The 24,993-nt window shown below is 63.4% G+C and carries 24 protein-coding genes; 22 read left to right on the top strand and 2 right to left on the bottom strand.

The features are described from left to right. The first annotated feature begins 28 nt into the window (after positions 1-28). The 3 genes from C2L66_RS37040 to C2L66_RS37035 all read left to right on the top strand — a co-directional run bounded on the left by C2L66_RS37040 (position 29) and on the right by C2L66_RS37035 (position 1,024). Positions 29-271, top strand: coding sequence for a hypothetical protein (locus C2L66_RS37040; RefSeq protein ID WP_060609010.1), 243 nt, complete (start codon positions 29-31; stop codon positions 269-271). Between the two features lie 99 nt (positions 272-370). Further along, positions 371-520 (top strand): hypothetical protein, encoded by a 150-nt coding sequence (locus C2L66_RS41030; protein WP_156516842.1) that lies wholly within the window; start codon positions 371-373, stop codon positions 518-520. Positions 521-661: 141 nt separating this feature from the next. Continuing rightward, positions 662-1,024, top strand: a complete 363-nt coding sequence (locus tag C2L66_RS37035) for a translation initiation factor Sui1 (RefSeq protein ID WP_060609008.1) — start codon at positions 662-664, stop codon at positions 1,022-1,024. 507 nt (positions 1,025-1,531) lie between these two features. Here C2L66_RS37035 and C2L66_RS37025 read toward each other — a convergent pair. Beyond that, entirely contained in the window at positions 1,532-2,428 is an 897-nt protein-coding gene (locus C2L66_RS37025; protein ID WP_054931089.1) for a LysR family transcriptional regulator, read from the bottom strand. 222 nt (positions 2,429-2,650) lie between these two features. Here C2L66_RS37025 and sdhC point away from each other — a divergent pair, with 222 nt between their 5' ends. The 13 genes from sdhC to C2L66_RS36955 all read left to right on the top strand — a co-directional run bounded on the left by sdhC (position 2,651) and on the right by C2L66_RS36955 (position 17,227). Further along, positions 2,651-3,067 (top strand): succinate dehydrogenase, cytochrome b556 subunit, encoded by a 417-nt coding sequence (gene sdhC, locus C2L66_RS37020; RefSeq protein ID WP_060609005.1) that lies wholly within the window; start codon positions 2,651-2,653, stop codon positions 3,065-3,067. Between the two features lie 4 nt (positions 3,068-3,071). Further along, positions 3,072-3,440 carry a succinate dehydrogenase, hydrophobic membrane anchor protein gene (sdhD, locus tag C2L66_RS37015; RefSeq protein WP_054935251.1) on the top strand — a complete coding sequence of 123 codons (369 nt, stop codon included), beginning with the start codon at positions 3,072-3,074 and terminating at the stop codon, positions 3,438-3,440. A gap of 3 nt (positions 3,441-3,443) precedes the next feature. Further along, positions 3,444-5,219, top strand: coding sequence for a succinate dehydrogenase flavoprotein subunit (gene sdhA, locus C2L66_RS37010; protein WP_060609003.1), 1,776 nt, complete (start codon positions 3,444-3,446; stop codon positions 5,217-5,219). A gap of 31 nt (positions 5,220-5,250) precedes the next feature. Beyond that, on the top strand, positions 5,251-5,955 hold the full coding sequence (locus C2L66_RS37005; protein WP_054935253.1) for a succinate dehydrogenase iron-sulfur subunit: 705 nt from the start codon (positions 5,251-5,253) through the stop codon (positions 5,953-5,955). 1 nt (position 5,956) lies between these two features. Then, the gene (locus C2L66_RS37000) at positions 5,957-6,226 is read left to right on the top strand and encodes an FAD assembly factor SdhE (protein WP_060609000.1); all 270 of its coding nucleotides are present in this window, start codon (positions 5,957-5,959) and stop codon (positions 6,224-6,226) included. 283 nt (positions 6,227-6,509) lie between these two features. Beyond that, the gene (locus tag C2L66_RS36995; protein WP_060610555.1) at positions 6,510-8,069 is read left to right on the top strand and encodes a methyl-accepting chemotaxis protein; all 1,560 of its coding nucleotides are present in this window, start codon (positions 6,510-6,512) and stop codon (positions 8,067-8,069) included. 794 nt (positions 8,070-8,863) lie between these two features. Beyond that, the gene (locus C2L66_RS36985; protein ID WP_060608997.1) at positions 8,864-10,189 is read left to right on the top strand and encodes an epoxide hydrolase family protein; all 1,326 of its coding nucleotides are present in this window, start codon (positions 8,864-8,866) and stop codon (positions 10,187-10,189) included. A 220-nt stretch (positions 10,190-10,409) separates the two neighbouring features. Then, a complete protein-coding gene (locus tag C2L66_RS36980; protein WP_060608996.1) occupies positions 10,410-12,113 on the top strand; it encodes a methyl-accepting chemotaxis protein in 1,704 nt (567 codons plus the stop codon). A gap of 46 nt (positions 12,114-12,159) precedes the next feature. Further along, entirely contained in the window at positions 12,160-12,627 is a 468-nt protein-coding gene (locus C2L66_RS36975) for a nucleoside deaminase (RefSeq protein WP_060608993.1), read from the top strand. A 163-nt stretch (positions 12,628-12,790) separates the two neighbouring features. Continuing rightward, positions 12,791-13,840: an aromatic ring-hydroxylating dioxygenase subunit alpha gene (locus tag C2L66_RS36970; RefSeq protein ID WP_060608990.1), complete on the top strand. Its 1,050-nt coding sequence runs from the start codon at positions 12,791-12,793 to the stop codon at positions 13,838-13,840. A gap of 60 nt (positions 13,841-13,900) precedes the next feature. Next, positions 13,901-15,262 carry an MFS transporter gene (locus C2L66_RS36965; RefSeq protein ID WP_054931081.1) on the top strand — a complete coding sequence of 454 codons (1,362 nt, stop codon included), beginning with the start codon at positions 13,901-13,903 and terminating at the stop codon, positions 15,260-15,262. Positions 15,263-15,283: 21 nt separating this feature from the next. Next, positions 15,284-16,243 (top strand): PDR/VanB family oxidoreductase, encoded by a 960-nt coding sequence (locus C2L66_RS36960; RefSeq protein ID WP_060608987.1) that lies wholly within the window; start codon positions 15,284-15,286, stop codon positions 16,241-16,243. A gap of 75 nt (positions 16,244-16,318) precedes the next feature. Further along, positions 16,319-17,227, top strand: a complete 909-nt coding sequence (locus tag C2L66_RS36955) for a LysR substrate-binding domain-containing protein (protein WP_054931079.1) — start codon at positions 16,319-16,321, stop codon at positions 17,225-17,227. Between the two features lie 36 nt (positions 17,228-17,263). Here the strand turns inward: C2L66_RS36955 and C2L66_RS36950 are convergent, their stop codons facing one another. Next, positions 17,264-18,499: a citrate/2-methylcitrate synthase gene (locus C2L66_RS36950; protein WP_054931078.1), complete on the bottom strand. Its 1,236-nt coding sequence runs from the start codon at positions 18,497-18,499 to the stop codon at positions 17,264-17,266. 269 nt (positions 18,500-18,768) lie between these two features. Here C2L66_RS36950 and C2L66_RS36945 point away from each other — a divergent pair, with 269 nt between their 5' ends. The 6 genes from C2L66_RS36945 to C2L66_RS36920 all read left to right on the top strand — a co-directional run bounded on the left by C2L66_RS36945 (position 18,769) and on the right by C2L66_RS36920 (position 24,976). Further along, positions 18,769-19,896, top strand: coding sequence for a cupin domain-containing protein (locus C2L66_RS36945; RefSeq protein ID WP_060608984.1), 1,128 nt, complete (start codon positions 18,769-18,771; stop codon positions 19,894-19,896). 28 nt (positions 19,897-19,924) lie between these two features. Beyond that, entirely contained in the window at positions 19,925-20,818 is an 894-nt protein-coding gene (gene dapA, locus C2L66_RS36940; protein WP_060608981.1) for a 4-hydroxy-tetrahydrodipicolinate synthase, read from the top strand. 42 nt (positions 20,819-20,860) lie between these two features. Further along, positions 20,861-21,415, top strand: coding sequence for a carboxymuconolactone decarboxylase family protein (locus C2L66_RS36935; RefSeq protein ID WP_054931075.1), 555 nt, complete (start codon positions 20,861-20,863; stop codon positions 21,413-21,415). Then, positions 21,412-22,401 (top strand): ornithine cyclodeaminase family protein, encoded by a 990-nt coding sequence (locus tag C2L66_RS36930; protein WP_060608978.1) that lies wholly within the window; start codon positions 21,412-21,414, stop codon positions 22,399-22,401. Before C2L66_RS36935 ends, C2L66_RS36930 begins: the two co-directional genes overlap by 4 nt. 137 nt (positions 22,402-22,538) lie before the next feature. Next, a complete protein-coding gene (locus C2L66_RS36925) occupies positions 22,539-23,600 on the top strand; it encodes a porin (RefSeq protein WP_060608975.1) in 1,062 nt (353 codons plus the stop codon). Between the two features lie 14 nt (positions 23,601-23,614). Continuing rightward, positions 23,615-24,976, top strand: coding sequence for an MFS transporter (locus C2L66_RS36920; protein WP_060610552.1), 1,362 nt, complete (start codon positions 23,615-23,617; stop codon positions 24,974-24,976). Positions 24,977-24,993 lie beyond the last annotated feature (17 nt).

The following is a 24,993-nucleotide window of genomic DNA, read 5'->3' as shown; positions in this document are numbered from 1 at the left end:
TCAACAACGCATCGGGGAGAGCGTGGGCATGAATAGGGGATCACCGGGCACGGGTGACGTCGGCGTAGACATGGCGTCGAACGTATTCAATGGACAGCGGGATTCTGCAACGGACATTCCGTTACGCGTGACGATCCGGGTCGTCGCCATCTGCCTGCTGATGATTCTGGCGGAAGGCTACGGCGTCGCGATCTCTACGATACGACTGTGGTGGTCTGCAGTTGCATCGGGGAGCGGCCATGCTCGCCAATCGACTCTGGCAGGCGCGTAATATCGCGTTGTAAGTTCATCGGGCATCCCGTGCGCAGACTGAGTGGCTGCCGGTTTACAGCGCGAGTCCGCCTGAGGACATCGGAAGGGGACTTCACGCATGCCTGCCGACGCACCCCTGTATCTTCGCCTCGCCACCGAAATCAAGGGCTGGCCGCTGTTGCACGCGGCGCATGTACTCGCGGGCGGTCTCATCGGGTTGGCTTGCGTGGTTGGGGTGCACATCGCGGTGCGCCGTTTTTTGCGGTGATCTTTCCGTTCACCTGCTTTCGTCGACACGGATGGCCCCAGCCATCGGGTCGAAGTCACACGCTCTGGCCGGATTGTTTGGCATGGCAAGCGGAATACGCCCTGCTAAACTCGTCTCGATTAGTCTCTGAGTAAGCCGATCATGAAGAGTAGTTCAAAAGGTGGCCTTGTCTATTCCACCGATGGTGGGCGGATGTGTCCTGAATGTAGGCAGGTACTTGCGGAATGTGTCTGCAAGGCGGTTGCCAGGGCACAACCGGTAGGCGATGGTGTGGTAAGGGTGACGCTCGTGACCAAGAGTCGGGGCGGAAAAAGCGTGACGATCGTCAAAGGGCTGGCGCTCGATCCTCTTGCTCTGGCGTTGCTAGGCAAGCAGTTGCGCATGGCATGCGGTTCTGGTGGAACGGTCAAGGACGGCGTGATTGAAGTACAGGGCGACCATTGCGAGCGAATCATCGAAGCGCTCAGAAAGGACGGGCACACTGCGAAGCGGGCCGGGGGCTAATTGCGCTAGAGAGCGGCGAAGCGATCTCCGTCGGTGTAAAGGCCATCAACAAGGGTGTCATTGTCGTCCGTTCATCGAGAACGGGTAGTGCTTATGGTCCCGATGACTCCGCGTATGCCGGCATGCTCGGCGATAACCCCTCATTCCGCCGGGTAGCCCCGTAATCACATTGCCTCCCCGCTTCTATTTTCCCGGGGCGGATCCGCACTCCAGTTGTTCTGGGTTGAGCGCCTCACGTCCAGCCATTTGCCGTCAGTGCCTTTTCTCGCCGAGCGGACCATCGCACCTGCCTGCAGCCCCGCTGACGAATTGAAGATATACAGGTTTGCGCAGTTCGGGGTGTTTTGAATGCCGAATCTCTTGGCGGATTACCTTGAGTGCCCCGAATATATTGAACGTGTTGCCGGGGCAAAAGCGCCGTTCAAATGCGCCAAGCTCATCAAGCAAATTAAAAAGTACTTGCAGTCGCTGGCCTTGCGCATGGCCGAACCCCACCCCCAACCTCCACTACAACATCTCCGCCGCAAACACCGAAGCCTGCGCGAGAAAATTCGCTGTCTTTGCCGGCGTCGATTCAATCCGCGACGCCAGCACCAGCCGGATAGAAATAGGCTTACCGAGCGCATCGATATACACGACGCCTTCAACCTGTATCTGACAAACAGAAGCCGGCACCAGCGACACACCAAACTCCGCCGCCACGAGATTCACTACTGACGACAACTGCGGCGCCTGCTGTCCGGCAATCGGCTCAAAGCCTGCTTCCCGGCAGGCCCCGACGATCACATCATGCAACGTCGGGCTAGCCTCTCGCGGCAGCATCACGAACGGGTCTTCGGCCAGATCCGACAGCGCGATCTTGCGCTTCTTCGCAAGACGATGCGTGGCGGGCAGCACGATCTTCATTGGCTCGGTTGCGATGTGATGGAACTGCACGCCAGCGGGCGACTGACTGCCGAGCCGCACGAACGCGACATCCACACGGCGTTCGTCGAGATAGGCGAGCAGTTGCGCCGTATTGCCCTCCGCAAGCGTCAACGTGACGTTCGGATAAGCCTGCCGGTACGCGCGGATCAGCTTCGACACGACAGGATTGAAAGCCGCCGAGCCCGTAAAGCCGATGTTCAGTTGCCCGATCTCGCCGCGCCCGGCGCTCTGCGCCTTTTCGACGGCGATGCGCGTGTCGTGCAGGATGCGTTTGGCGTCGGTGGCGAAGGCTTCGCCCGCTTCCGTCAGCACGACCCCATGCCCCGTGCGGCGAAACAGGCGCACGCCCATTTCGTCTTCGAGCGCGTGGATTTGCTGGCTGAGGGGCGGTTGACCGATGCCCAGCCTTTCGGCCGCGCGCGTGACGTTGCGCTCTTCGGCAACGGCAAGGAAGTAGCGGATATGACGCAGTTCCATCCGATATATGAAAAAGCTATTTCAGAAAGACGCGATAGATATTGGACAGTATAACAGTCCCGCGACAAAATATCGCTATCGCGCGGTCCGCCGCCCCCGAACGTCTCCCCGGATAACGTCCCCAACAATCGTCAAGAGGAGAAAGGCAGGACGCATCGCGCCTGGGGTGGCGTGCGGCTATGCCGTCGTTGTTTCGTCTTGAAGAACCGAAAGGGGTCTACTGTGGCAGATGCATTGAAAAAACCGAGACCGGAATACCGGAACATCGGTATCGGGCAGATATTGACGGCATACCGTCTTCCTCTGGCGGGACGGGTGTCGATCCTTCACCGTGTAAGCGGCGGCCTGCTGTTCATCTGCCTGCCGTTCCTGCTGTACCTCTTCGACCAGAGCCTGACCTCTGAACTGAGCTTCGAGGTGTTCAAGGGCTTCCTGTCCAACATCGTCGTCAAGCTGATCACGCTGGTGCTGGCCTGGGCGTTCCTGTTTCACTTCTGCGCGGGCGTGCGCCATCTGACGATGGACGTGAACCACGACGCGGTATCGAAAGAGCGCGGCAAGAGCACGTCGGTCGTCGTGCTGGCGGTGTCGTCGATCCTGACCATCGCCTTCGCGCTCAAACTGTTCGGAGCCTTCTAAAAACATGTCCGCCAATAACCGAGTTGGTTCGAAGCGCCTCGTCGTGGGCGCGCATTATGGTCTGCGCGACTGGCTCGCGCAGCGCATCACGGCCGTGATCATGGCCGTGTACACGGTCATCCTGCTCGCCTGGTTCTTCGGCGCGCACGCATTCTCTTACGACGGCTGGGCCGGGATCTTCGCCACGCAGTGGATGAAGCTCGCCACCTTCGTCACGCTGCTGGCGCTGTTCTATCACGCATGGGTCGGCATCCGGGACATCTGGATGGACTACATCAAGCCCGTCGGCACGCGGCTCGTGCTGCAGGCGTTGACGATCGTCTGGCTGCTCGCGTGTGCGGGCTACGCTGCGCAGATTCTCTGGAGAGTGTAAAGAATGGCTGCAATCAAGAATTCCCTGCCGCGCCGCAAGTTCGATGTGGTGATCGTCGGCGCAGGCGGCTCGGGGATGCGCGCGTCGCTGCAACTGGCGCGCGCGGGTCTGTCGGTGTGCGTGCTCTCGAAGGTGTTCCCGACGCGCTCGCATACGGTGGCCGCACAGGGCGGCATCGGCGCCTCGCTCGGCAACATGAGCGAAGACAACTGGCACTACCACTTCTACGACACGATCAAGGGCTCCGACTGGCTCGGCGACCAGGACGCAATCGAGTTCATGTGCCGCGAAGCGCCGAACGCCGTGTACGAACTCGAACACTTCGGCATGCCGTTCGACCGTAACGCGGACGGCACGATCTACCAGCGCCCGTTCGGCGGCCACACGGCGAACTACGGGGAGAAGCCCGTGCAGCGCGCGTGCGCGGCGGCTGACCGGACCGGCCACGCACTGCTGCACACGCTGTACCAGCAGAACGTCGCGGCGAAGACGACGTTCTTCGTCGAATGGATGGCGCTGGACCTGATCCGCGACGCCGACGGCGACGTGCTGGGCGTGACCGCGCTGGAAATGGAAACGGGCGACGTCTACATCCTCGAAGGCAAGACCACGCTGTTCGCCACGGGCGGCGCGGGCCGGATCTTCGCGGCATCGACCAATGCGTTCATCAACACGGGCGACGGCCTGGGCATGGCCGCACGCGCGGGCATCCCGCTCGAAGACATGGAATTCTGGCAATTCCACCCGACGGGCGTGGCGGGCGCGGGCGTGCTGATCACGGAAGGCGTGCGCGGCGAAGGCGGCATCCTGCGTAACTCGAACGGCGAGCGCTTCATGGAGCGCTATGCGCCGACGCTGAAGGACCTGGCACCGCGCGACTTCGTCTCGCGCTCGATGGACCAGGAAATCAAGGAAGGCCGCGGCGTCGGTCCGAACAAGGACCACGTGCTGCTCGACCTGTCGCACATCGGCGCCGAGACGATCATGAAGCGTCTGCCGTCGATCCGCGAAATCGCGCTGAAGTTCGCGAACGTCGACTGCATCAAGGAGCCGATCCCCGTTGTGCCGACCATCCACTACCAGATGGGCGGCATTCCGACGAACATCCACGGTCAGGTGGTGGGCACCGCGAAGGGCCACGAAGATCCGATCAACGGTTTCTACGCTGTCGGCGAATGCTCGTGCGTGTCGGTGCACGGCGCGAACCGCCTGGGCACGAACTCGCTGCTCGACCTGGTGGTGTTCGGCCGCGCGGCGGGCAACCACATCGTCAAGCACGTGAAGGAAATCAAGGATCACAAGCCGCTGCCGGCCGATGCCGCTGATTTCGCGCTGTCGCGTCTGGCGAAGCTGGACAAATCGACCTCCGGCGAATACGCGCAGAACGTCGCGAACGATATCCGCTCGACGATGCAAAAGCAGGCGGGCGTGTTCCGCACGTCGGCGCTGCTGGCCGAAGGCGTCGAGCGCATCCGCGAAGTGGCGGCGCGCGTTGGCGACATCCACCTGAAGGACAAGTCGAAGGTGTTCAACACGGCGCGCGTCGAGGCGCTCGAAGTGGAGAACCTGATCGAAGTGGCACGCGCGACGATGGTGTCGGCCGAAGCGCGCAAGGAAAGCCGCGGCGCGCATGCGCAGAACGACTTCGAACATCGCGACGACGAGAACTGGCTGCGCCATACGCTGTGGTACAGCGAAGGCGACCGCCTCGACTACAAGCCGGTGCACATGAACCCGCTGACGGTCGAATCGGTGCCGCCCAAAGCGCGTACTTTCTAAGCCACACGCACAAGTCAAAGGACCCCACACAATGGCCAAGCGTACATTCGAAATCTACCGCTACGACCCGGACAAGGACGCCGCGCCGCGCATGCAGACGTACGAGATCGAGATCGACTCGCACGAGCGCATGCTGCTCGACGCGCTGGTGAAGCTGAAGGCACTGGACGAAACGCTGTCGTTCCGCCGCTCGTGCCGTGAAGGCGTGTGCGGCTCGGACGCGATGAACATCAACGGCAAGAATGGTCTGGCGTGCCTGACGAACCTGAACGACCTGCCGCAGAAGATCGTGCTGCGTCCGCTGCCGGGGCTGCCCGTGATCCGCGACCTGATCGTGGACATGACGCAGTTCTTCAACCAGTATCACTCGATCAAGCCGTACCTGATCAACGACACGCCGCCGCCGGAGAAGGAGCGTCTGCAGTCGCCGGAGGAGCGCGACGAACTCGACGGGCTGTACGAGTGCATTCTGTGCGCGAGCTGCTCGACGTCGTGCCCGAGCTTCTGGTGGAATCCGGACAAGTTCGTCGGCCCGGCGGGGCTGCTGCAGGCGTATCGTTTCATCGCGGACAGCCGCGACGAGGCGACGGGCGAGCGGCTGGACAACCTGGAAGATCCGTACCGTCTGTTCCGTTGCCATACGATCATGAACTGCGTCGACGTGTGCCCGAAGGGGCTCAATCCGACGAAGGCGATCGGCAAGATCAAGGAATTGATGGTGCGCCGGACGGTCTGAGATGGAGACATCGCATCAGTCCGACCCGCTGCGCCGTGCGCGCCTGAAGTGGCGCGCGCGGCGTGGCCTGCTGGAAAACGATCTGATCTTCGAGCGTTTTTTTAGCCGATATGAGCATGATCTCAGTGATGCGGATGTGGGCGCGCTCACGCGCCTGCTCGAACTGAGCGATAACGACCTGATGGACTTGCTGCTCGCCCGCAAGGAACCGGAGGGCGACCTCGCCGACGCCGATGTCGCGCGGGTGCTGGAGATGCTGCGCACTGTGTGATCCACCGTGCAGCAGTTGGAATCCAGCAAAGGTAGCGCCTCTCACTTCACTCGCGTTCGGGCGGGCCTCAAAAGCTCGGCCCGACGCGAGATTTCTCTGCGGCGGTTCGCCGACCAGCTGCCGGAACATCGCAATTCACGCGTTCGCGCTGCAATAGCGCGGTTCGCGCATCAATGTCCGATGCGACTGGCCGATATTTCCCGAATGTCCTAAAGCGTTCCCCGATATTGCCGTTAAAGCTGTTCAGTCAACTCTTCGCCGGCGCGTGCTGGCATCGATCAGCATGCGCAACATTACGGTACGGGCCAGCCTGCTTGCATTGCTTGTGGTATTTGCGTCGATGATTCTGCTGGGCGGCGTGGTCGGCATCGGCGCGCTGAAGATCACCAACGGCAACGCGCAGAATCTGCGCGACATGGCGCGTCAAACCATTCTCGTCAACGATGCGTACAAGGACACCACGCGCACGCGTTCGGCGATGGTGCGCGCCTACTCCGCGCTGAAGGAGCGCAACGACACGGCCACGCGCGACTCGGCACTGCAAAGCGCGCAACGCTCGCTCGACCTGTCGGTGCGCGAGACGCAGGCTTTCGAGAAGTCGGATGCGTTCGACGGCATGGACGCTGCGCTCAAGCAGCAACTGCTCGATTCAGCGACGCAACTCGCCGCGACACTCAACCGCGCCGCCGACGCATTGCGCAACGGCGACACGGCGACCTACGCGGCGCTCAACGATCGCGACATCACGGCGTCGGGCGCTGCCTATTCGGCGAACGTCGAGAAATTCCAGAAGCTCGCGAACCAGCTTTCCGAAGATGCGCTCGCGAGCGGCAACGAGCGCTATCAATGGATCGTCGGCACGGTGATGTTCGGCATCGCGATCGCAGTGGCGTTGATCGTGCTTGCCTACATCGCGTTGCAACGCACGGTCACCACGCCGCTCAAGCAGGCGGCCAACGTGCTCGATCGCATCGCCTCCAACGATCTCACGGTGCGCGTGCCGGAGGCGAGCAAGAGCGAGATCGGTCAGCTGTTCGCCGCAATGCACCGCATGCAGTCGGGTCTCACGCGCACGGTTTCCGGCGTGCGCGAAAGCTGCGAGGCTATTCATACGGCGGCGCGCGAGATCGCAGCGGGCAATCTCGATCTGTCGAGCCGCACTGAAGAGCAGTCGGCCTCCCTCGAAGAAACGGCGGCGAGCATGGAGCAACTGACGTCGACTGTGAAGCAGAATGCCGAGCACGCGCGCGAAGCCAACAGGCTTGCCACGAGTGCAGCCGATCTCGCGCAGCAGGGCGGCGACGTGGTCGAGCGCGCGGTGCACACGATGGCCGAGATCAGTTCCAGTTCGAGCAAGATTGCGGACATCATCGGCATGATCGACAGCATTGCGTTTCAGACGAATATCCTCGCGCTGAATGCGGCCGTCGAGTCGGCGCGCGCGGGCGAGCAGGGGCGCGGGTTCGCCGTCGTCGCTGGCGAAGTGCGCACGCTCGCGCAGCGCAGCGCGGGCGCCGCACGCGAGATCAAGGCGCTGATCGGCACGTCCATCGACCACGTGCAGAACGGCAACGGACTCGTCGCGCAGGCGGGCGCGACGATGACCGAGATCGTGCGGTCGGTTCGCAACGTCGCGGGCATCATGGGCGAAATCACGACGGCGACGGCCGAGCAGAGCGACGGCATCGAGCAGGTCGGCCACGCAGTGAGCCAGATGGACCAGGTCACGCAGCAGAATGCGGCGCTCGTCGAACAGGCGGCCGCCGCGGCGAGCGCGCTCGAAAGCCAGGCGCAGACCATGCGCGAAGCCGTTTCGGCATTCCGGCTTGCCAAGGCGTTTTGATCGCCCGCGGGTCCGCACTTTTCAGGCTCCGTAAAAGAGGCTTTTACGGCGCGCCGTCTTTTCCGCTTGCGCACGCTTCCTGGACTGCACGTAAGTTCAACAACACGTGACAGTCCAGGGAGTTCTCATGCAGTATCTGTTTGCAACGCGCGTCAAGCCGCAACGTCGCTTATGTCAGCCATCTGGGCGGCACGATTCGCCGCGTTTCGCTCGACGGTTCGGACAGGTGCGTCGCCGCCATGCACTGCCGAACGTTCTTCCAGTGTCGGATTCAAGCAGCCACTGATGCTCGAAAGAAACGCCTTGGAACGTGCCGCAATAGCAAACGTCCAGCTATGAAGGGGCTGCTTCGGAAGGGCCCGCGTGTGTAGCGGCACGCGATCCGGGTCAAGCGATAAGCGTTGCGGGGCAACAATCGAGCGCACTCGTTCTGCCGTGGAAAAGGCTGCTGTTTGCAACCGTTTTACGGTTGGGGCAGCACTACTGCCTATTCCTGCGAGCAGGCACGCAGCATCGGCGGCGAGTTGTTCATCGCCGACACAAGTGTTGTGCCGTCGCGGGTATTTACGTCATGTACCCGCGTTCAGATAATCCGCTCACCTGCTGCGAATCACGAATCACGAATCACGAATCACGAATGTCGATTCGCAGCGAAACGGTGACGATATGAGCTTTGCCGAATGGCTTGAGGTATGGGCTTTCGAACGGGCAGCGATAAGCGGTATGCCCAGGATATCAATCGCAGCGGCGCTCATCGCTCCACCTACTCGTGCACATTGCCAACAGGAGCTTCCATGCAAAACGATATCCTTCCTCAAGTCCCGTCGCGTCGCCGCTTTATCGGCGTGGCGGCTGCCGCGGTCGCCGCAGGTTCGTTGAGCCGATTCGCCTTTGCGCAGACGAATCAGCCAGTCGTTGACATCACGCCGTCGGCTGGCGGCGACAAGACGGCCATCCGCAAGCTTCGCGTGCACGTGCCGGAATCGCAACTGACAGATCTGCGCCGACGCATCAAGGCGACCAGATGGCCCGAGCGCGAGACCGTCACGGATGCGTCACAAGGCGTGCAACTCGCGACGATGCAAAAGCTCGCCACCTACTGGTCGACTAACTACGACTGGCGCAAGGTCGAAGCGAGACTGAATGCGCTGCCGCAATACGTGACTGAAATCGACGGACTCGACATTCACTTCATCCACGTACGATCGAAACAGAAAGACGCGTTGCCGATGATCATCACGCATGGATGGCCGGGCTCGATCATCGAGCAAATGAAAGTCATCGATCCTCTGACCAATCCGACGGCGCACGGTGGTAACGCATCGGATGCATTCGATGTCGTGATCCCGTCGCTTCCCGGCTACGGCTTCTCAGGCAAGCCGACAGCAACGGGTTGGGACCCGGCGCGGATCGCACGCGCATGGGTGACCTTGATGCAGCGTCTCGGCTACACGCGATACGTCGCGCAAGGCGGGGACTGGGGCAATGCCGTCACCGAGCAGATGGCGCTTCTGACGCCGCCGGGACTCATCGGCATTCATACCAACATGCCCGCCACGGTCCCCGACGACATTGCGAATGCACTCAAGTATGGCAACCCGCCGCCCGCCGGCCTGTCGTCCGACGAACAGCACGCGTTCGATCAGCTCGATTACTTCTACAAGCACGGTCTGGGGTACGCGCAAGAGATGGCGAACCGGCCGCAAACGCTGTATGGCATCGAAGATTCGCCTATCGGTCTTGCCGCGTGGATGCTCGATCACGACGCGGCGAGTCAGGCGATGATTGCCCGCGTGTTCGACGGACAAACTGAAGGGTTGTCGCGCGACGACGTGCTCGACAACGTCACGCTGTATTGGGTGACCAATACGGGCATTTCGTCGGCGCGGCTCTATTGGGAGAACAAGCTCAATTTCTTTGCGCCGAAGCACGTGAGCATTCCCGTCGCGGTCAGCGTGTTCCCGGATGAAATCTACTCGGCGCCAAAGAGCTGGACCGAGAAGGCGTATCCCAAGCTGATTCACTACAACCGTTTGCCCAAAGGCGGCCACTTTGCAGCCTGGGAGCAACCGCAAGCATTCACGGACGAGGTGCGCCTGAGTTTCCGCTCGCTGCGCTGAGATGGGATGAGATGAGGGCACGGACGACGCGGCGCGCACGTCGTCCGCGTCACGTCGGCTGATTAGCGGTCGACGCGTTGCTAATGCCGTCACGCGTCGGCGTCGGCATCGAACGAACGTCCGTGTTGTAACCGCTATGTGCAGTGCGGCATAAAGCCGCATTAAGTCGTTCGTTGGTTTGCCGTAAACAAGTTGTAACCAACAACGAGGCACGACTGCAATGAAACTGCGCGACCTGAATGTCTCGACACGCCTGCTTGCCGGATTCGGCCTGTTGACGGCCTTGCTGCTCGCTGTGGCGATGATCGGTTTCTATGGCCTGTGGGCGCTGAACGGCAAACTGGATGAGATTGCCCGCGTCAACGGTACGCAGGCGCGTCTCGCCAACGAGCTTCGCACGTCGATTCAGGACCGCGCGATCGCGATGCGCAACGTCGTGCTCTATACGACCGCTGCGGACAGGCGAGCCGAAGCCGAGCGGATTGCGAAGCAGAGCGCGCTTTACGCGGACGCGTATCAGAAGCTCGACCGCATGTTTGCGGAAGAAGCCGGAACCGACGCGCGCGAGCGTTCGCTGATGGCCGCGCTCAAGCAGGAAGAGTCCGCTGCTGTGCCGCCGATGAGCAAGGTGGTCGAGCTCAGTCTCGCGAACGACACGATCGCCGCGACCCAGTTGCTGCTCGAACGTGCCCGGCCGACGCAACGCACATGGCTTGCGCACGCGGCGGAGCTGGCGGATTTCGAAGACCAGTCGAATCTCGTCGCGCAGCAGGACGCAATCGCGACCTACTCGCGGATTCGCGTGCTGATCGCGGCGATCGTGGCGGCATCGATTGCGCTCGCGCTGCTCACGGCGACGCTGATTACCCGCAGCATCCTGCGGCAACTGGGCGGCGAGCCGCGCAGCGCGCAGGATATCGCCGCGCAGATCGCGCAGGGCAATCTCGCCGTCAAGGTCGATCTCGCGAACGCCGATGCCGACAGCCTGATGGGATCGCTGGACACGATGCGCGCGCGGCTCACGTCGATCGTCGCCGACATCAAACAATCGGCCGAGTCGATCTCGGTCGCGGCGGGCGAAATCGCGCAGGGCAACACCGATCTGTCGCAGCGCACGGAAGAGCAGGCGGCTTCGCTGGAAGAAACGGCTGCGAGCATGGAAGAGCTTACGTCGACAGTCCGGCAGAACACCGAAAACGCTCGCCAGGGCAGCACGCTGGCGAGCAACGCATCGCAGACCGCGACGACGGGCGGCGATGTGGTACGCAAGGTCGTCGCGACGATGGATGACATCTCATCGAGTTCTTCGCGCGTTTCCGAGATCATTTCGGTGATCGAAGGCATTGCGTTCCAGACGAACATTCTCGCGCTCAACGCGGCCGTCGAAGCGGCACGCGCCGGAGAAGAGGGCCGCGGCTTCGCTGTGGTCGCGGGCGAGGTTCGCACGCTCGCGCAACGCAGCGCTGCCGCCGCGAAAGAGATCAAGGCGTTGATCGAAACATCCGCTGCCCATGTGTCGACGGGCTCGACGCTCGTGCACGACGCGGGCGAGACGATGAACGACGTGGTCCGCTCGGTGAAACGCGTGACGGACATCATGAGCGAAATCGCGGCGGCGTCGACAGAACAGTCGACGGGCATCGAACAGGTCAATACGGCCGTCGCGCAGATGGATCAGGTGACGCAGCAGAATGCCGCGCTCGTCGAACAGGCGACAGCAGCCGCGCAGTCGATGGCCGATCAGGCCGCGAGCCTCAAGGCTGCGGTGGCGATGTTCAGGCTCGATGGCGGGCAGCAGGGGATTCATGCGGCGGCTGCGCACGCGACGCCGATTCGCACTCGCGCGGTGGCCGCGAAGAAGGGCGTCGCACAACGCGAGCCGGCCGTTCAAACGCGGGCGGAAGTCGAGTGGGAGACGTTTTGAATCGACGTGTCGTAAACTCCTGGGACGTATTCAAGGAGCGACTGCCATGACCCCGCAACAACGTTACCTCGCTGAAGCAATCGAACTCGCCTACGGCAATATCGAGAGCGGCGGCCGGCCGTTTGGCGCAGTGATCGTCAAGGATGGAAAGGTCGTCGCAACAGGCGTGAACGACATACTGCGCACGAACGATCCGACCTCGCACGCGGAATTGAACGCGATCCGCGCGGCGAGCCAGAAACTCGGCTCGCCGGATCTCGCGGGATGCACGGTGTATGCGAGCGGTCATCCGTGTCCGATGTGTCTTGCCGCGATGCGGATGGCGGGCATCGGTGAAGTGTTTTATGCGTACTCCAACGAAGACGGCGCGCCTTATGGGCTGTCGACAGCGGCTGTGTACGCCGACCTCGCGAAGCCGTTTGCCGAGCAAACCGTCAAGATCCGTTATGAACCGGTTCGGCTGGAATCGCATGGTGATCTATACGCTGACTGGAAGCAGCGGCAGGGCGCGTAGTCACAACCCTGTCTTGCCTTCTTGAAACGTGCCTGTAGCGCTTCTCGGTATAGGCATCGAAAAATTGCGATTCTGCCGCCAAATAATTGCGTTTGTCGTACTCGTGTTTCGCCGATAACCTGCCCTTGTCCCCAACGACAGCGTTATTCGAGGAAAGCGAGTCATGAAATTGCTGAGGAACACGTGGTACGCCGCGGCGTGGAGCCGCGATGTCGGCGTCGATTTTTCCACCCGCGAGTTGCTAGGCGAGCCGATGCTGCTCTACCGCAAGCACGATGGCGCACCCGTCGCGATGATCGACCGCTGCCCGCATCGCTTTGCACCACTGTCGATGGGCAAGCGGGTCGGCGACGGCGTCGAATGCGGATATCACGGACTGCAGTTCGACTGTAGCGGCGACTGCTCGAAGAATCCGCACGGCGACGGCCGCATTCCTCCCGGCGCGCGCGTGCGCAGCTTTCCGGCAGAAGACCGGTATGGGCTCGTGTGGATATGGGCGGGCGAACCATCGCGCGCCGACGCGAGCCTGATCCCCGATTTTTCGCATCTGGTGTCGCCGCGACTGAAAACCGTCGGTGACGAGATGACCCAAACAGCGCATTACGAACTGGTCGTCGATAATCTGATGGACCTTTCGCATGTGAACTACCTGCACGCGCCGTATCAGCAGGTCGACGATTTTCTTCAGGCGAAACACGATGTCGTGCAGGACGGCAGTGCGCTGGAAAGCCGGCGCATGGTGGCCGCGACGCGCGCGCCGCAATCGTTCCGCCCGTTTCTCGACGATCCCGACGCGCCCGTGGATTACTGGCTGAACATACGCTGGCATGCGCCGGGCTGCTGTCTGCTGGAGACGGGCGTGGTGCCCGCTGGCAGGCCGCGCGAGCAAGGCCTCGTGCGGATCGGCACGCACATCGTCACACCCATCGGTGCAGCGGCGACGCAGTATCTGTATGCGAGTTCGCGCAACTATCGTCTCGACGATCCTGACGCGGACGACGAAACGGCACGCTGGCAGCAAATGGGCTTTCACGAACAGGACAAGCCGATGATCGAAGGCGTGCAGACGCGCATGGGCGAGCGCGAGCTGTTGTCGATGCGTCCCGTCCTGCTCGCCACCGACGCGGCCGCGATCCGCGCGCGGCGTCTGCTCGCGGCGATGATCGACGCCGAGGCGCGCAGCGATCAGCCTGTGCCCCTGGCGATAGCGTAAGCGACGCAAGAAACCAGAAAAGAAGGCGGGACGCACCGCGCCCGCTTCAAGGAGACAGACATGCAATCGACCGCAACGCCGCGCGCGGCTGCCGCGCTGATCGACAGCCGGCCGCTCTCGGCCTATCAGCGACTGATTCTCGTGCTATGCGGATCAGTCATCTTCCTCGATGGTCTCGACACCCAGTCCATCAGCGTCGCCACCAAAGCCATGGCCCATGCGCTCGACGTGCCGCTCGCGAGTTTCGGCGTGGTGTTTTCGGTGCTGCAACTGGGCGGCCTGATCGGCACCTTCGTGTTCGGCTATCTCGCCGACCGTGTCGGCCGCCGGCCGCTCGTGATCGCTGCCGCGTTGCTGATCGGCGCGCTCACGCTTGGAACGGCGTCCGTGGAGAACTACACGCAACTGCTGATCGTGCGCTTTCTCGGCGGCATCGGCCTCGGCGGCATCTTTCCCTGTGTTCTCGCGCTCGGTGCCGAATATGTGCATAGCCGCTCCAGAGGGCTCGCGGTCGCGGTGCTGTTCGCCAACTACTCGCTCGGCGCAGCGGTCGGCGCGGTCGTCAACGGCTATGTGCTCGCGCACTTCGGGTGGCGTGCGGTATATGTGGTGGGCGGCGCGCTGTCGATCGCAGCGGCGCTCGCCATCGTCGCGTGGCTGCCGGAGTCGCCGCATTTCCTGATCTCGCGCGGCAAGACGCAGAAGTTGCGCGCCGTGTTCTCGCGGCTCTTTCCTGGCGAGACCATCGACGTCGACCAGCTACGGTTGAACGCGGCGGCGGGCGCTGCGCAAGTGACGCGCAAGGGCGTGCCCGTGCGAGAGATATTCAGCGAAGGCCGCGCGGGCATCACGTTGTTGCTGCTCGGCATCCTGATGCTGAGTTACGCGACCATCAAGGTCATGACCGTATGGCTCACGCCGCTGCTGCAGACGGCGGGCATCTCGGTGGTGCAAACATCGTATGTGCTCGCGAGCCTCGACATCGGTTCGATGCTCGGACTCGGGTTGGCCGGATACCTGGTGAGCCGCTTCGGGCCGACACGTTCGCTGTTGCCTGCGCTGCTCGTGCTCGCCGTGACGACGGTTGTCGTTGCATTCGAGGTCACGCGCTTCGCGGCGCTGCTGCCAGGCGGCTTCGTGATCGGCTTCACGGGCGGTATCGGACAATCCGCGCCGCTCGCGCTGTTCGCGCTCATCTTTCCGACGCGTGTGCGCTCCACGGCGCTTGGACTCGGCGGCGCGGCGGGACAGATCGGCAAGATCGGCTCGCCGATGCTGGTGGGTGCCGTCCTCGCGAACGGCTGGAAGCCGGACACGATTCTCTTTGCGGTCGCGCTGCTGCCTGCCATCGGCGTGTTGCTGATGCTGCTCGTGAGACTGTCGCGCCGCTATGCGGTGGCAAGCGTGAGCCAGAGTGCCTGACGACATCAATCCGAATCCCCCATGAAAACAGGTATCAGAAGGATCGAAGAGGTCGCGCAAGGCATCCGCATGTTCGAACTCGCGCCGCTCGACGGCACGCGGCTTCCGGAATACACACCGGGCGCGCACATCGACGTGCATCTGCCGACAGGCCTCGTTCGCCAGTACTCGCTATGCGGAGGTCCACAGCAACGCGACGCCTACGTGATAGCGGTGCAACACAACGTTGCATCGCGCGGCGGTTCGCGCGCGATGCACGCATTGCACGTGGGCGACACGCTGAGTATCGAAGGGCCGCGCAATCATTTTCCGCTCGCGAACGACGCGCGGCATTCGGTGCTGCTCGCGGGCGGCATTGGCATTACGCCGCTGCTGAGCATGGCCGAGCGGCTCGCGCGGACGCAGGCCTCGTTCGAGCTGCACTATTGCGTACGCAATCGCGAGCGGGCGGCCTTTCTCGACCGGCTCGACGCGCCGCATCTGAATGGCCGTTGCACGCTCTACACCGACGACGCACCCGCCGATGCGCGAATCGACGTTGCGCGTGTCGTGCGCGATCCGTTGCCTGGTTCGCATCTGTACGTGTGCGGTCCTTCCGGCTTCATGGACCACGCATTCGATACAGCGAAGCAGGCCGGCTGGACGGACCGGCATTTGCATCGCGAGTATTTCAGCGCGCCCGCGATCGACACGCGTGACAACGCGCCCACGGCGCGCGCGTTCAGCGTACGGCTGGCACGCAGCGGCAAGTTGGTAAGCGTAAGCGAACGGGAAACGGTGGTGCAGGCGCTCGCCGCGCACGGCGTGTGCATCGAGACATCGTGCGAGCAGGGTGTCTGCGGCACGTGTCTGACGCGCGTGCTGGCGGGCGATCCCGAACATCGCGACCTGTATCTGACCGACGACGAGCGCGCCCGCAATGATCAGTTCCTGCCGTGTTGCTCGCGCTCGCATACAGACGAGCTGGTTCTCGATCTTTGATCGCGGCAATCCCGGATTGCGACGCGCCGCGCGGCTGGGTACGATGGGTTACGTCCCTCGACGGAGCCTTTCCCCTTGAGCACACAAGCGCTGCCATCGATCAATCATCTGCGCAGCTTCCAGGTGATCGGCCACCATCTGAACCTCGTGCATGCGGCCCGCGAACTGCATCTGAGCCCATCGGCGCTCAGCTATCAGCTTGGCGTGCTCGAAGAGCGGCTCGGCACGCGGCTTTTCACGCGCACCGGGCGCGGGCTCGCGTTTACGGAAGCGGGGCGCCTGCTGCACGGCGAAGTCGATCAATGTCTGCAACGGTTATGGTCGGCGTGGCAGCGCGTAGCAGCGAACGAACGCCCGGCGCCGCTCGTCGTCAACTCGCTGCCGACCTTCGCGATGCACTGGCTCCTGCCCCGGCTCACAGCCGTGCAGGAACAGTTCGCCAATGTGGAGATTCGCGTGTCGATTGCGCAGGTGGACCTGGAGCGCGAGGCGCTCGACTGCGCGATCGCCTATGGCGACGGTCACTGGCCAGGCGTGCATTGCGACTTCCTGCGCGAGGAGTCGCTGATCGTCGTGTGTTCGCCTGACACGCTGTCGGCGAACGGACCGCTGTCGAGCGTCGCCGATCTTGCGCGCTTCACGCTGCTCTCGGCGAAAACGCGGCCCGACGATTGGACCGTCTGGGCCGATGCTGCGCAACAGCCATTGCCGCCAGGCGGACGCCAGTTGTTACTCGCATCGCGCAACATGGTGATCCAGGCCGCCTGCGAAAACCTCGGCGTCGCGGTGGTGGACCCGGCGATGGTGCGGACCGAACTGTCGTCGGGCCGACTCGTGCAGGCGCTGCCGCAGACCGCGAAGGGCCAGGGGGCGTATTACCTCGTTTATCCGGCGGGCGAGGAGTCGCTGGCGCGCGTGGCGGCATTTCGCGCATGGCTGCTCGCCGAAATGGCGCGGGACACGGCTGCGGGTTTATCCGTCTGAGCCGGCGCGTGTTCGACGCTAAAGGCGCTACAGGCGCTACATTCGCAAGGCCGCGATGTACTTCGCCCGTGGCCGCAGCAGAAAAGCCTGCGCGCGCTGTTCCAGCACATGCGCCACCCAGCCCGCCGTACGGCTGATGATCCATAAGGCCGTGGCCGTGCCATCCGGCAGGCCGAGCGCCCGTGCAAGGACGACGAGGGCAATCGCCACGCCGGGATGCATCGACAGTTTGTCTCTGGCGAGCGCGAGGAATTCGAGTGTCGGGATCGTCTCCGGCGTCGCGTGCTGCAGCGCGCGCACCTGTTCGAGGATCAGATTGGCGCGCACGTCGCCTTCCGGATACAGCGGGTGGTTGAAGCCGAACAGACTCGCGCCGACCTCGCGAACCATCTGCAGGCGCGGCGCCGTGTCCGGATTGGCGACGTCGCGTAACAGCAGGGTTTCGACTTTCTCCGTCGCCGTGCCCGTCGAAAAACCGACGTGCGAACCGATCGCCGCCGCGACGCAGTTGTAGAGGTCCGCATTCGTCGACGCCGCGACACGCGCGGCAAAGGTGGCGGGCGCCAGTTCGTTGTCGGCGAGCACGGTGAGCGCTCCGTTGACGGCAAACACGGCATCGGGTGTGCACGTGCCGCCTGCTGCGCGCAGCAGATAGGCCGCGAGACTCTCGCCGCGCTCGCGCATCACGAACGCGCGCGTTTTGCTCAGGAATCCGAGACATCCCGCCATCGTCTGCATGATGAGGCGTGCGGCCTGCACCGCGCTGCCGTCGGAAATCTCCGCCGCGCCGCGCCCCTGCATGCCGAGCGCGAGCGGCACCATGCCGAGCAGGTTGGCGATATCGCTGCCGTCCAGTTTGCCCGCGTACGCATCGAATAGCGGCAGGACGGCTTGCGGCGTGTCGAGCGCCCCCCAGGCGGTGACGCCGTCCTGCCAGATGCCTGTCATCAGCAGCTGCGAAACCGATTCGAACGAAGAGCCAGCCTTCGCCATCTCGACGGCGGACCGGTTGCGGTACAGCGGACCTTGCGGCGTGATGTGCGTGATCGCGGAAGCGAGCACGGGCTCGCCCCAGCGCATCGTCGATTCAGCCGATGCCGCCTTCGGCATGCGTCCACGCTTGCGGCTGCCCACCCGTTCGACGTCGGCGCGTACGTACAGGCTGCGCCGGCCGTCGTCGTGCGGCGCGGTGCCGATCAGGCCGCGGCTTACGTACGAGTAGAGCGTGGCCGGCTTGATGTTGAGCCGGGCCAATACCTCCTCGCGCGTCATCAGATCTCGGGTCGTCATGAAATCAATGTAATCAATATAAATCAACCAAATTCAGCGTAATGCTCGGGCATTCTGCAGTCTAGCAGAAAGGCTGTAGTTAATGACTTTCAGGTGTTTTGCATCGCAGCAGTGAGCGTTTCCAACGTTTATATTGATTTGAAATATCAATCTTGATCGACAGAGCGTCGGCGAGTAATTTTCAGTCCTCGATTCCATTTTTGCACCGCGCCGCGAACCGTTTCGGGCGGGTGCCTTGAGGAGACTTTCCGATGCATGACCTGAGACGCGAATTCGGGCCGGCGCAAGCAAGCTTCGTCGATCAGACGGGCCAGCGTCCCCGCGACAATCATTACTGGGCGCCCGTGATCGTGAGCCGCGAACAGATCGACGCGGAAGTGGAGCGCCTTGCCGCGCTGCCGAAGCCCGCGGACGGCCGCCGCCAGTCGTTGATCGTCCATCCGTCGGCGCGCGCCGGCTCGCCGGGACTTGCGCCTGGCATTCAGGTGTCGCTGCAGGTTCTGTTGCCGGGCGAATCGACGGAGCCGATGCGCCACAACGCCACCGAGGTGAACTTCTGCATCCGGGGCGGCGGCTCGACGCGCGTCGCGGGCCGCACCATCGCGTTCCGTCAGTACGACGTGTGGAATCACCCCGCCTTCGTCGCCTTCGCACATACGAACGACACCGACGACATCCAGGTGCGGCTGGTCTACTCGAACACGCCGCTGCTGCAGCACATGGAAGTGTATGTGCCCGAGTTCGGCGTCGAACTCGAAGTGCCGACGCAGACGCTCACCGCGCATGCGAGCGACGACCCGAAGCGCCGCAGTCCGTTCGGCACGTTTCCCATCGGCGAAGACGGCGGGCTGCTGATGCCGTACGAAACGCTGATCAACCCGCAGGTGGTCGAATCGCGCCCGCTGCATTTTTCGTGGCAACAGGTGAAGGCGGAACTCGACAAGCTCGAGGCGCTGGGCAGCGACTACGTCGGCCGCCGCCTGTACATGATGTACAACCCGGTGACGGGCCGCACCAACGGCATCACGCCGAACTTCTTCGCGACGATGACGATCCGTCCGCCGAAGATCGTCGACCGTCCGCATCGCCACGTATCGGCAGCCATCAACTACTACTTTTCGGGCTCGGGCTACAGCATGGTGGCGGGCAACCGCTACGAGTGGAAGGCCGGCGACCTGATGCTGTCGGCGCCCGGCTGGGCCGTGCACAACCATGCGTCCTACGACGACTACGTGTACGAGCTGACCATCCAGGATCAGCCGCTCAACATCTACATGCAGTCGCTGCTGTGGCAGGAGAGCATGAAGGAGGCGCCTGCGCTGCTCGGCACGCAGACGGGGTTTTCGACCAATCGAACGAACGCTGCCAAGGCTGCGTAATCCGCTTCATCGACAAGGAATCCGAATCATGCGCGACATCTCCTGGCTGAAAGGCTCGATCACGCCGATCGTTACGCCCTTCCGCAACCAGACCGTCGATTACGAAACGTATGCGCGGCTCGTCGACTGGCAGATCGTCAACGGCGGCCACGGCGTGCTCGTGAACGGCACGACGGCCGAGCCGAGCCTGCTCACCGTGGCCGAGCGCAACCGCCTCGTCGACGTGGCCGTCGAGGCAGCGGCGGGCCGCGTTCCCGTGCTGGCCGCCACGGGCTCGCAATCGCACGCGGAGACGATCGAACTGACGCAGCACGCCGACAAGGCGGGCGCCGATGCGATGCTGGTCGTCACGCCTTACTACATCCGTCCGCCGCAGCGCGGGCTGGTCGAGTACTACGCGGATATCGCCGCGCGCACCGAACGGCCGCTGCTGATCTATCACATCCCGGGGCGTGCGGCAGTCAGCATGGACCTCGCCACCGTCAAGGCGATCCGCGAGCGCGCGCCGAACCTCGTGGGCATGAAGCACGCGGTCAACGACATGGCTTTCGTCACGCACATGCTCGATGCGTTCGGGCCCGAGTGGCGCGTGTTCGTCGGTCTCGAAGAGCTGAGCTATCCGATGCTCGCCGTCGGCGCCTGCGGGCTGATGAATGCGGTCGGCAATCTGGCGCCGCGCAAGGTCGCCGATCTGGTCGAGGCCGTCGAACGCGGCGACTACGCGGCGGCGCGGGCCTTGCATTTCGCGTTGTTCGAGTTGAATCAGTCGGTGTTCTACGACACGAATCCGATCCCCATCAAATACATGATGAAGCGCATGGGCCTGATTCCCGCGAATGAGCATCGCTTGCCGATGATGCCCGCTACGCGCGAACTGGAAGCGCGGCTCGATGGCGTGCTCGATCGCGCTGGCCTGCTCTGAGCGCCCGCGACGATCCGAACGACAACGAACACGGAGACGCTGATGAGCGACAGGATTCCACGGCTCGAAATGGCCGACATGCGGAGCGATCTGGCCGCCTATCTGACACCGCGCGTCGAGCGCTTGCGTTATCTCGGCGAGCTGTTCAAGTGCGCGGGCCATGCGCCCGACGTGCTTCTGCAATTCATGCATTTCACCGACGCGCTAAAGCAGGCATTGCCCGACCGGCTCACGGAACTCGGCGCGCTGACGGTGGCGAGTTACATGGAGAACCGTTACGAGCGCCACCAGCATGAACGTCTGAGCGTGAAGCTGGGCTTTGCGCGCACCTGGATCGCGCAGGTCAACCGGCTCGATCCTTCTGCCGCAACGGAACTGAGCGATGTCGAAAAAGCGGCGCAAGCCTATGCGCTGAAGGCATTGCATTCGCGCGGCCTCGAAGCGCAGGCAGAGTTCGACGCATTTGCGCGCCTCGTGACGCCTGCGCAAGCCATGGCCTTTGTGATGCTGATCGGCCGCTACGTCACGCATGCGATCGCCGTCAACACGCTGCGGCTCGAACCACCCGTGGCGTCGATTTTCGAGGATGAGCAATGAACGCGGCCAACACACCCGTGTGGATTTCCGAGCAGCAGATCGTCTCGCTGATGAATCTCTCGGGTGCCATCGAAGCGCTCGAAGCAGGCCTCGCGCAACAGGCGAGCGGCGCGGCGCGCAACATGGGCAAGACACATGTCGCCTGGGGGCACAGCAATCTGCACGCGATCGGCGCGGCGTTTCAGCAGGCGGGCATCGTCGGGACCAAGACGTGGGCGCATACGGAAGGCGGCGCATGTCCGCTGCTGATTCTCTTCGATAGCGAGAACGGCCAGTTGAAGGCGATTCTCGAAGCATTCGCGCTCGGCCAGATGCGCACGGGCGGCATTTCCGGCGTGGCGACGAAGTGGCTCGCGCGGCCCGATGCGGACGTGCTCGCGCTGATCGGCACGGGCAAGCAGGCGCTCGCGCAACTCGCTGCCGTCGCTGCCGTGCGCCGCCTGAAACTGGTGCGCGTGTACAGCCCGACGCCCGACAAGCGGCGTGCCTTCGTCGAGCGGGCGCGCGAGAAGTTCGACATCGAGATCGTCGAGGCGCCGTCGGTGGAGGCCGCCGTCGCCGATGCGCCGATCGTCACGACTGTGACGCGCGCCACGGAAGCGTTTCTGCCTGCATCGGCGCTTGCGCATGGAACGCACGTGAACGCGGTAGGCGCAATTACGGAAGAGCGTATCGAACTCGCCGACGATGTGTTCGCCCGCTGCACGCGTGCCGTGGTCGACGATCTCGGCGCGGCGAAACGCCTGTCGACCGAGTTCGTGCGTGCGTACGGCGCGCGCGATGCCTGGAGCGAGGTGACGCCGCTATGCGACGTGATCGCCGAGGGACGCGCGCGCACGGCATCCGATGACATCACGGTCTTCAAGGCGATGGGCATGGGCGTATCGGATCTCGCGCTCGGCTTGCGGCTGTATGCGCTCGCGAGCGAGGCAGGGCTCGGCACGCCGTTGCCGCAGCCGCGCCGCGAGCCGCCGCGCCTGAACTGACACGCAACGCGTCGAAGCCGTATCGCCCGTGGCGTCACGGGCGGGTTTGTCCGCGCGGCATCGCGCCTGCCGCCATGCCGCGCGGACAAACCGGATCAACACCAACACACGAATACAAAAATCTCGGAGACACTCTAGTGAAGAGACGCCACACTCTCGCCGCGTTCAGCCTGACATGCGCCGCCACCTCTTGCGCGTATGCGCAGGGCTCGGTGACGCTCTATGGCATCACCGATGTCGGCGTGGAAGTCGCCAATCACGTGCCCGGCCCCAATGGCACGTCCGGCACGGCAGTACGCATGGAGTCCGGCAGCCTTGCCGGTTCGCGCTGGGGCTTGCGCGGCACGGAGGACCTCGGCGGCGGCCTGAAGGCCCTATTCGTGCTCGAGAACGGCTACTCGATCAACAACGGAACGCTCGGGCAGGGCGGCCGTCTGTTCGGCCGCAAGGCGTATGTCGGGCTGAGCACGCCGTATGGCGACGTGACGCTCGGCCGGCAATACAACCTGCTGTATGACCTGATGTACGTGTACGACGCACTTCAGTTCAATCCGAGTTATTCGGCCCAAGGCTACGATGCAACGCTCGTGGGTCGCGCCGACAATGCGGTCCGATATACGGCGCGGTTCTCGGGCGTGACGTTTGCGGCACTGTATAGCACCGGGTTCGACTCGACGATCCCCAACGGCGCGCAGGTGCCCGGTCATTCGAAGGTCGGGCGCGAATACAGTTTCGCGCTGCAGTACGCAAACGGCTCCGCCAACGTCGGCGTTGCCTATGATCAGATGCAAGGCACGTCGATCGCCACGCAGGATGTCACGCAGATGCGCGTAGTGGGCGGTGCGACCTATACGTTCGGACCGGTGCGGGCGTATGTCGGCACGCGCTGGCTCAACATCCGTAACAGCGCGACGCTGGAAGGCTCGCTGTTGTACTGGCTGGGCGCGTCGTGGCAAGCCAGCTCGCCGCTGATCTTTTCGCTCGGCGGGTATCAGGAGCGCATTCATGGCACGGGACAAAAGGCCACCAGCGGCGTGCTGCTGGCGGACTACTTTCTATCCAAGCGCACGGATCTCTACGCCGAAGTATCGTACGTCACCAACTCGAACGGGCTGAACGTCGGGGTGCGCGCCACGGGCGACGTGACGGCGGGCGGAAACCAGACGGGTGCCATGGTCGGCATCAAACATACCTTCTGACAGTGGAGAACATCATGGCCCAACACAAAGTGTCGATGCCTGCGGGGCGCATCGACGTTCGCCAGGAACTGGAGGATGCGCCGCTTGGCGGCTTTCACATCCGGCTCGGCGTCCTGATCGCAATGATCCTGCTGTTCGACGGTTACGACCTGTACAACTCGGCGTATATCGTCCACTACGTGGCAGGTCCGTGGGGACTGTCGCCGACGCGCATCGGCATTATGCTGTCGAGCGGGCTGGCAGGATTCGCCGCGGGCTCGGCCGTCAGCGGGCTGCTGGGCGACCGCTTCGGGCGCCGCAGCATTCTGCTGCTAGGCTGCTGGGGCTCCGGCGTGATGAGTCTGGCGATCGCGCTGTTCGCGCACAGCCTCGCGTCTTACATCGCGTTGCGCGTGACGATGGGACTGGCGCTCGGGCTGCTGATGCCGCTCGCGATCACCTACATCAACGAGATCGCGCCGAAGCGTTCGTCGAATGTTTTCACGAGCCTGTTCTTCTCGCTTGGCTGGGTGAGCGGCTCGTCGTCGGCAGGATTGATCGCGGCGTGGCTCACGCCGCATTACGGCTGGCAGAGTCTTTATTACATAGGCGGCGTCGCGCTCGTGTTCGCGCTTGCGATTCAACTGTGGCTGCCCGAATCGCCGCGCTTTCTCGCCAGCCGCGGACGTTGGGAAGAGGTCAAGCCGTTGCTGCACCGCTTGCGTCCGGACCGCGCTGCAGCCTACGACGCGGGCCAGTTCGCCACGGGCGGCGCGATCTCGCACAGAAGTCCGCTCGGCCTGCTGCTGTCGCGCGATTACCGGCTGCGCACGCTGAGTTTCTGGGCCGCCGGCGCGTTGAGCCTGTTTTCGGCCTACGGCCTGTCGGGCTGGCTGCCAACCATCATGCTCAAGCGCGGCGAGAACCTGTCGTCGAGCTTCGCGTATGGCTCGTTGTTCGCGGGCATGGCCGTGGCGGGCGGCCTGATTTCGGGGTTTATCGCTGACCGCGTCGGCGATCGCCGACGCGTGATTTCGGCGTCGTACCTGCTCGGCGCAGCGATGGTCGCCTTGCTCGCGTGGGCGACCGACCGCACCACGACGCTGATTGCCGTCGCTGGCGCGGGTGCTTTCGTCGTCGGCTCGCAGATCGTGCTCAACAACCTGGTTGCAGCCACTTACCCGACTGAAATGCGCGGCACGGGCGTCGGCGTGTTCCTGGGGCTGTCGCGTATCGGCGCGATGTTCGGACCGGCCGTGGCGGGTGTTTTGCAGCAGTGGTCGGGCGGACCGGGCATCATGTTCGCAGCGATCGGCGCCGCGGTACTGACGACAGCGATGCTGGTGCTGACCGTTGGTCCATCGCAGCCGCATGTGGTCGTAACTAACGCACACTGAATTTCCGTTTCAAAGAG

The sequence above is a fragment of the Paraburkholderia caribensis genome (assembly GCF_002902945.1).
Classification (GTDB): domain Bacteria; phylum Pseudomonadota; class Gammaproteobacteria; order Burkholderiales; family Burkholderiaceae; genus Paraburkholderia; species Paraburkholderia caribensis.
Note: the sequence above shows the minus strand (reverse complement) of the source record. Positions and strands in the feature narration are given on the sequence as shown.

What these genes read in the sequence shown, in the direction of transcription:
- C2L66_RS37040 (WP_060609010.1), top strand. Translation starts at nt 29, where the DNA reads ATGAATAGGGGATCACCGGGCACGGGTGACGTCGGCGTAGACATGGCG.
- C2L66_RS41030 (WP_156516842.1), top strand. Translation starts at nt 371, where the DNA reads ATGCCTGCCGACGCACCCCTGTATCTTCGCCTCGCCACCGAAATCAAG.
- C2L66_RS37035 (WP_060609008.1), top strand. Translation starts at nt 662, where the DNA reads ATGAAGAGTAGTTCAAAAGGTGGCCTTGTCTATTCCACCGATGGTGGG.
- C2L66_RS37025 (WP_054931089.1), bottom strand. Translation starts at nt 2,428, where the DNA reads ATGGAACTGCGTCATATCCGCTACTTCCTTGCCGTTGCCGAAGAGCGC.
- sdhD (WP_054935251.1), top strand. Translation starts at nt 3,072, where the DNA reads ATGTCCGCCAATAACCGAGTTGGTTCGAAGCGCCTCGTCGTGGGCGCG.
- sdhA (WP_060609003.1), top strand. Translation starts at nt 3,444, where the DNA reads ATGGCTGCAATCAAGAATTCCCTGCCGCGCCGCAAGTTCGATGTGGTG.
- C2L66_RS37005 (WP_054935253.1), top strand. Translation starts at nt 5,251, where the DNA reads ATGGCCAAGCGTACATTCGAAATCTACCGCTACGACCCGGACAAGGAC.
- C2L66_RS37000 (WP_060609000.1), top strand. Translation starts at nt 5,957, where the DNA reads ATGGAGACATCGCATCAGTCCGACCCGCTGCGCCGTGCGCGCCTGAAG.
- C2L66_RS36995 (WP_060610555.1), top strand. Translation starts at nt 6,510, where the DNA reads ATGCGCAACATTACGGTACGGGCCAGCCTGCTTGCATTGCTTGTGGTA.
- C2L66_RS36985 (WP_060608997.1), top strand. Translation starts at nt 8,864, where the DNA reads ATGCAAAACGATATCCTTCCTCAAGTCCCGTCGCGTCGCCGCTTTATC.
- C2L66_RS36980 (WP_060608996.1), top strand. Translation starts at nt 10,410, where the DNA reads ATGAAACTGCGCGACCTGAATGTCTCGACACGCCTGCTTGCCGGATTC.
- C2L66_RS36975 (WP_060608993.1), top strand. Translation starts at nt 12,160, where the DNA reads ATGACCCCGCAACAACGTTACCTCGCTGAAGCAATCGAACTCGCCTAC.
- C2L66_RS36970 (WP_060608990.1), top strand. Translation starts at nt 12,791, where the DNA reads ATGAAATTGCTGAGGAACACGTGGTACGCCGCGGCGTGGAGCCGCGAT.
- C2L66_RS36965 (WP_054931081.1), top strand. Translation starts at nt 13,901, where the DNA reads ATGCAATCGACCGCAACGCCGCGCGCGGCTGCCGCGCTGATCGACAGC.
- C2L66_RS36960 (WP_060608987.1), top strand. Translation starts at nt 15,284, where the DNA reads ATGAAAACAGGTATCAGAAGGATCGAAGAGGTCGCGCAAGGCATCCGC.
- C2L66_RS36950 (WP_054931078.1), bottom strand. Translation starts at nt 18,499, where the DNA reads ATGACGCGCGAGGAGGTATTGGCCCGGCTCAACATCAAGCCGGCCACG.
- C2L66_RS36945 (WP_060608984.1), top strand. Translation starts at nt 18,769, where the DNA reads ATGCATGACCTGAGACGCGAATTCGGGCCGGCGCAAGCAAGCTTCGTC.
- dapA (WP_060608981.1), top strand. Translation starts at nt 19,925, where the DNA reads ATGCGCGACATCTCCTGGCTGAAAGGCTCGATCACGCCGATCGTTACG.
- C2L66_RS36935 (WP_054931075.1), top strand. Translation starts at nt 20,861, where the DNA reads ATGAGCGACAGGATTCCACGGCTCGAAATGGCCGACATGCGGAGCGAT.
- C2L66_RS36930 (WP_060608978.1), top strand. Translation starts at nt 21,412, where the DNA reads ATGAACGCGGCCAACACACCCGTGTGGATTTCCGAGCAGCAGATCGTC.
- C2L66_RS36920 (WP_060610552.1), top strand. Translation starts at nt 23,615, where the DNA reads ATGGCCCAACACAAAGTGTCGATGCCTGCGGGGCGCATCGACGTTCGC.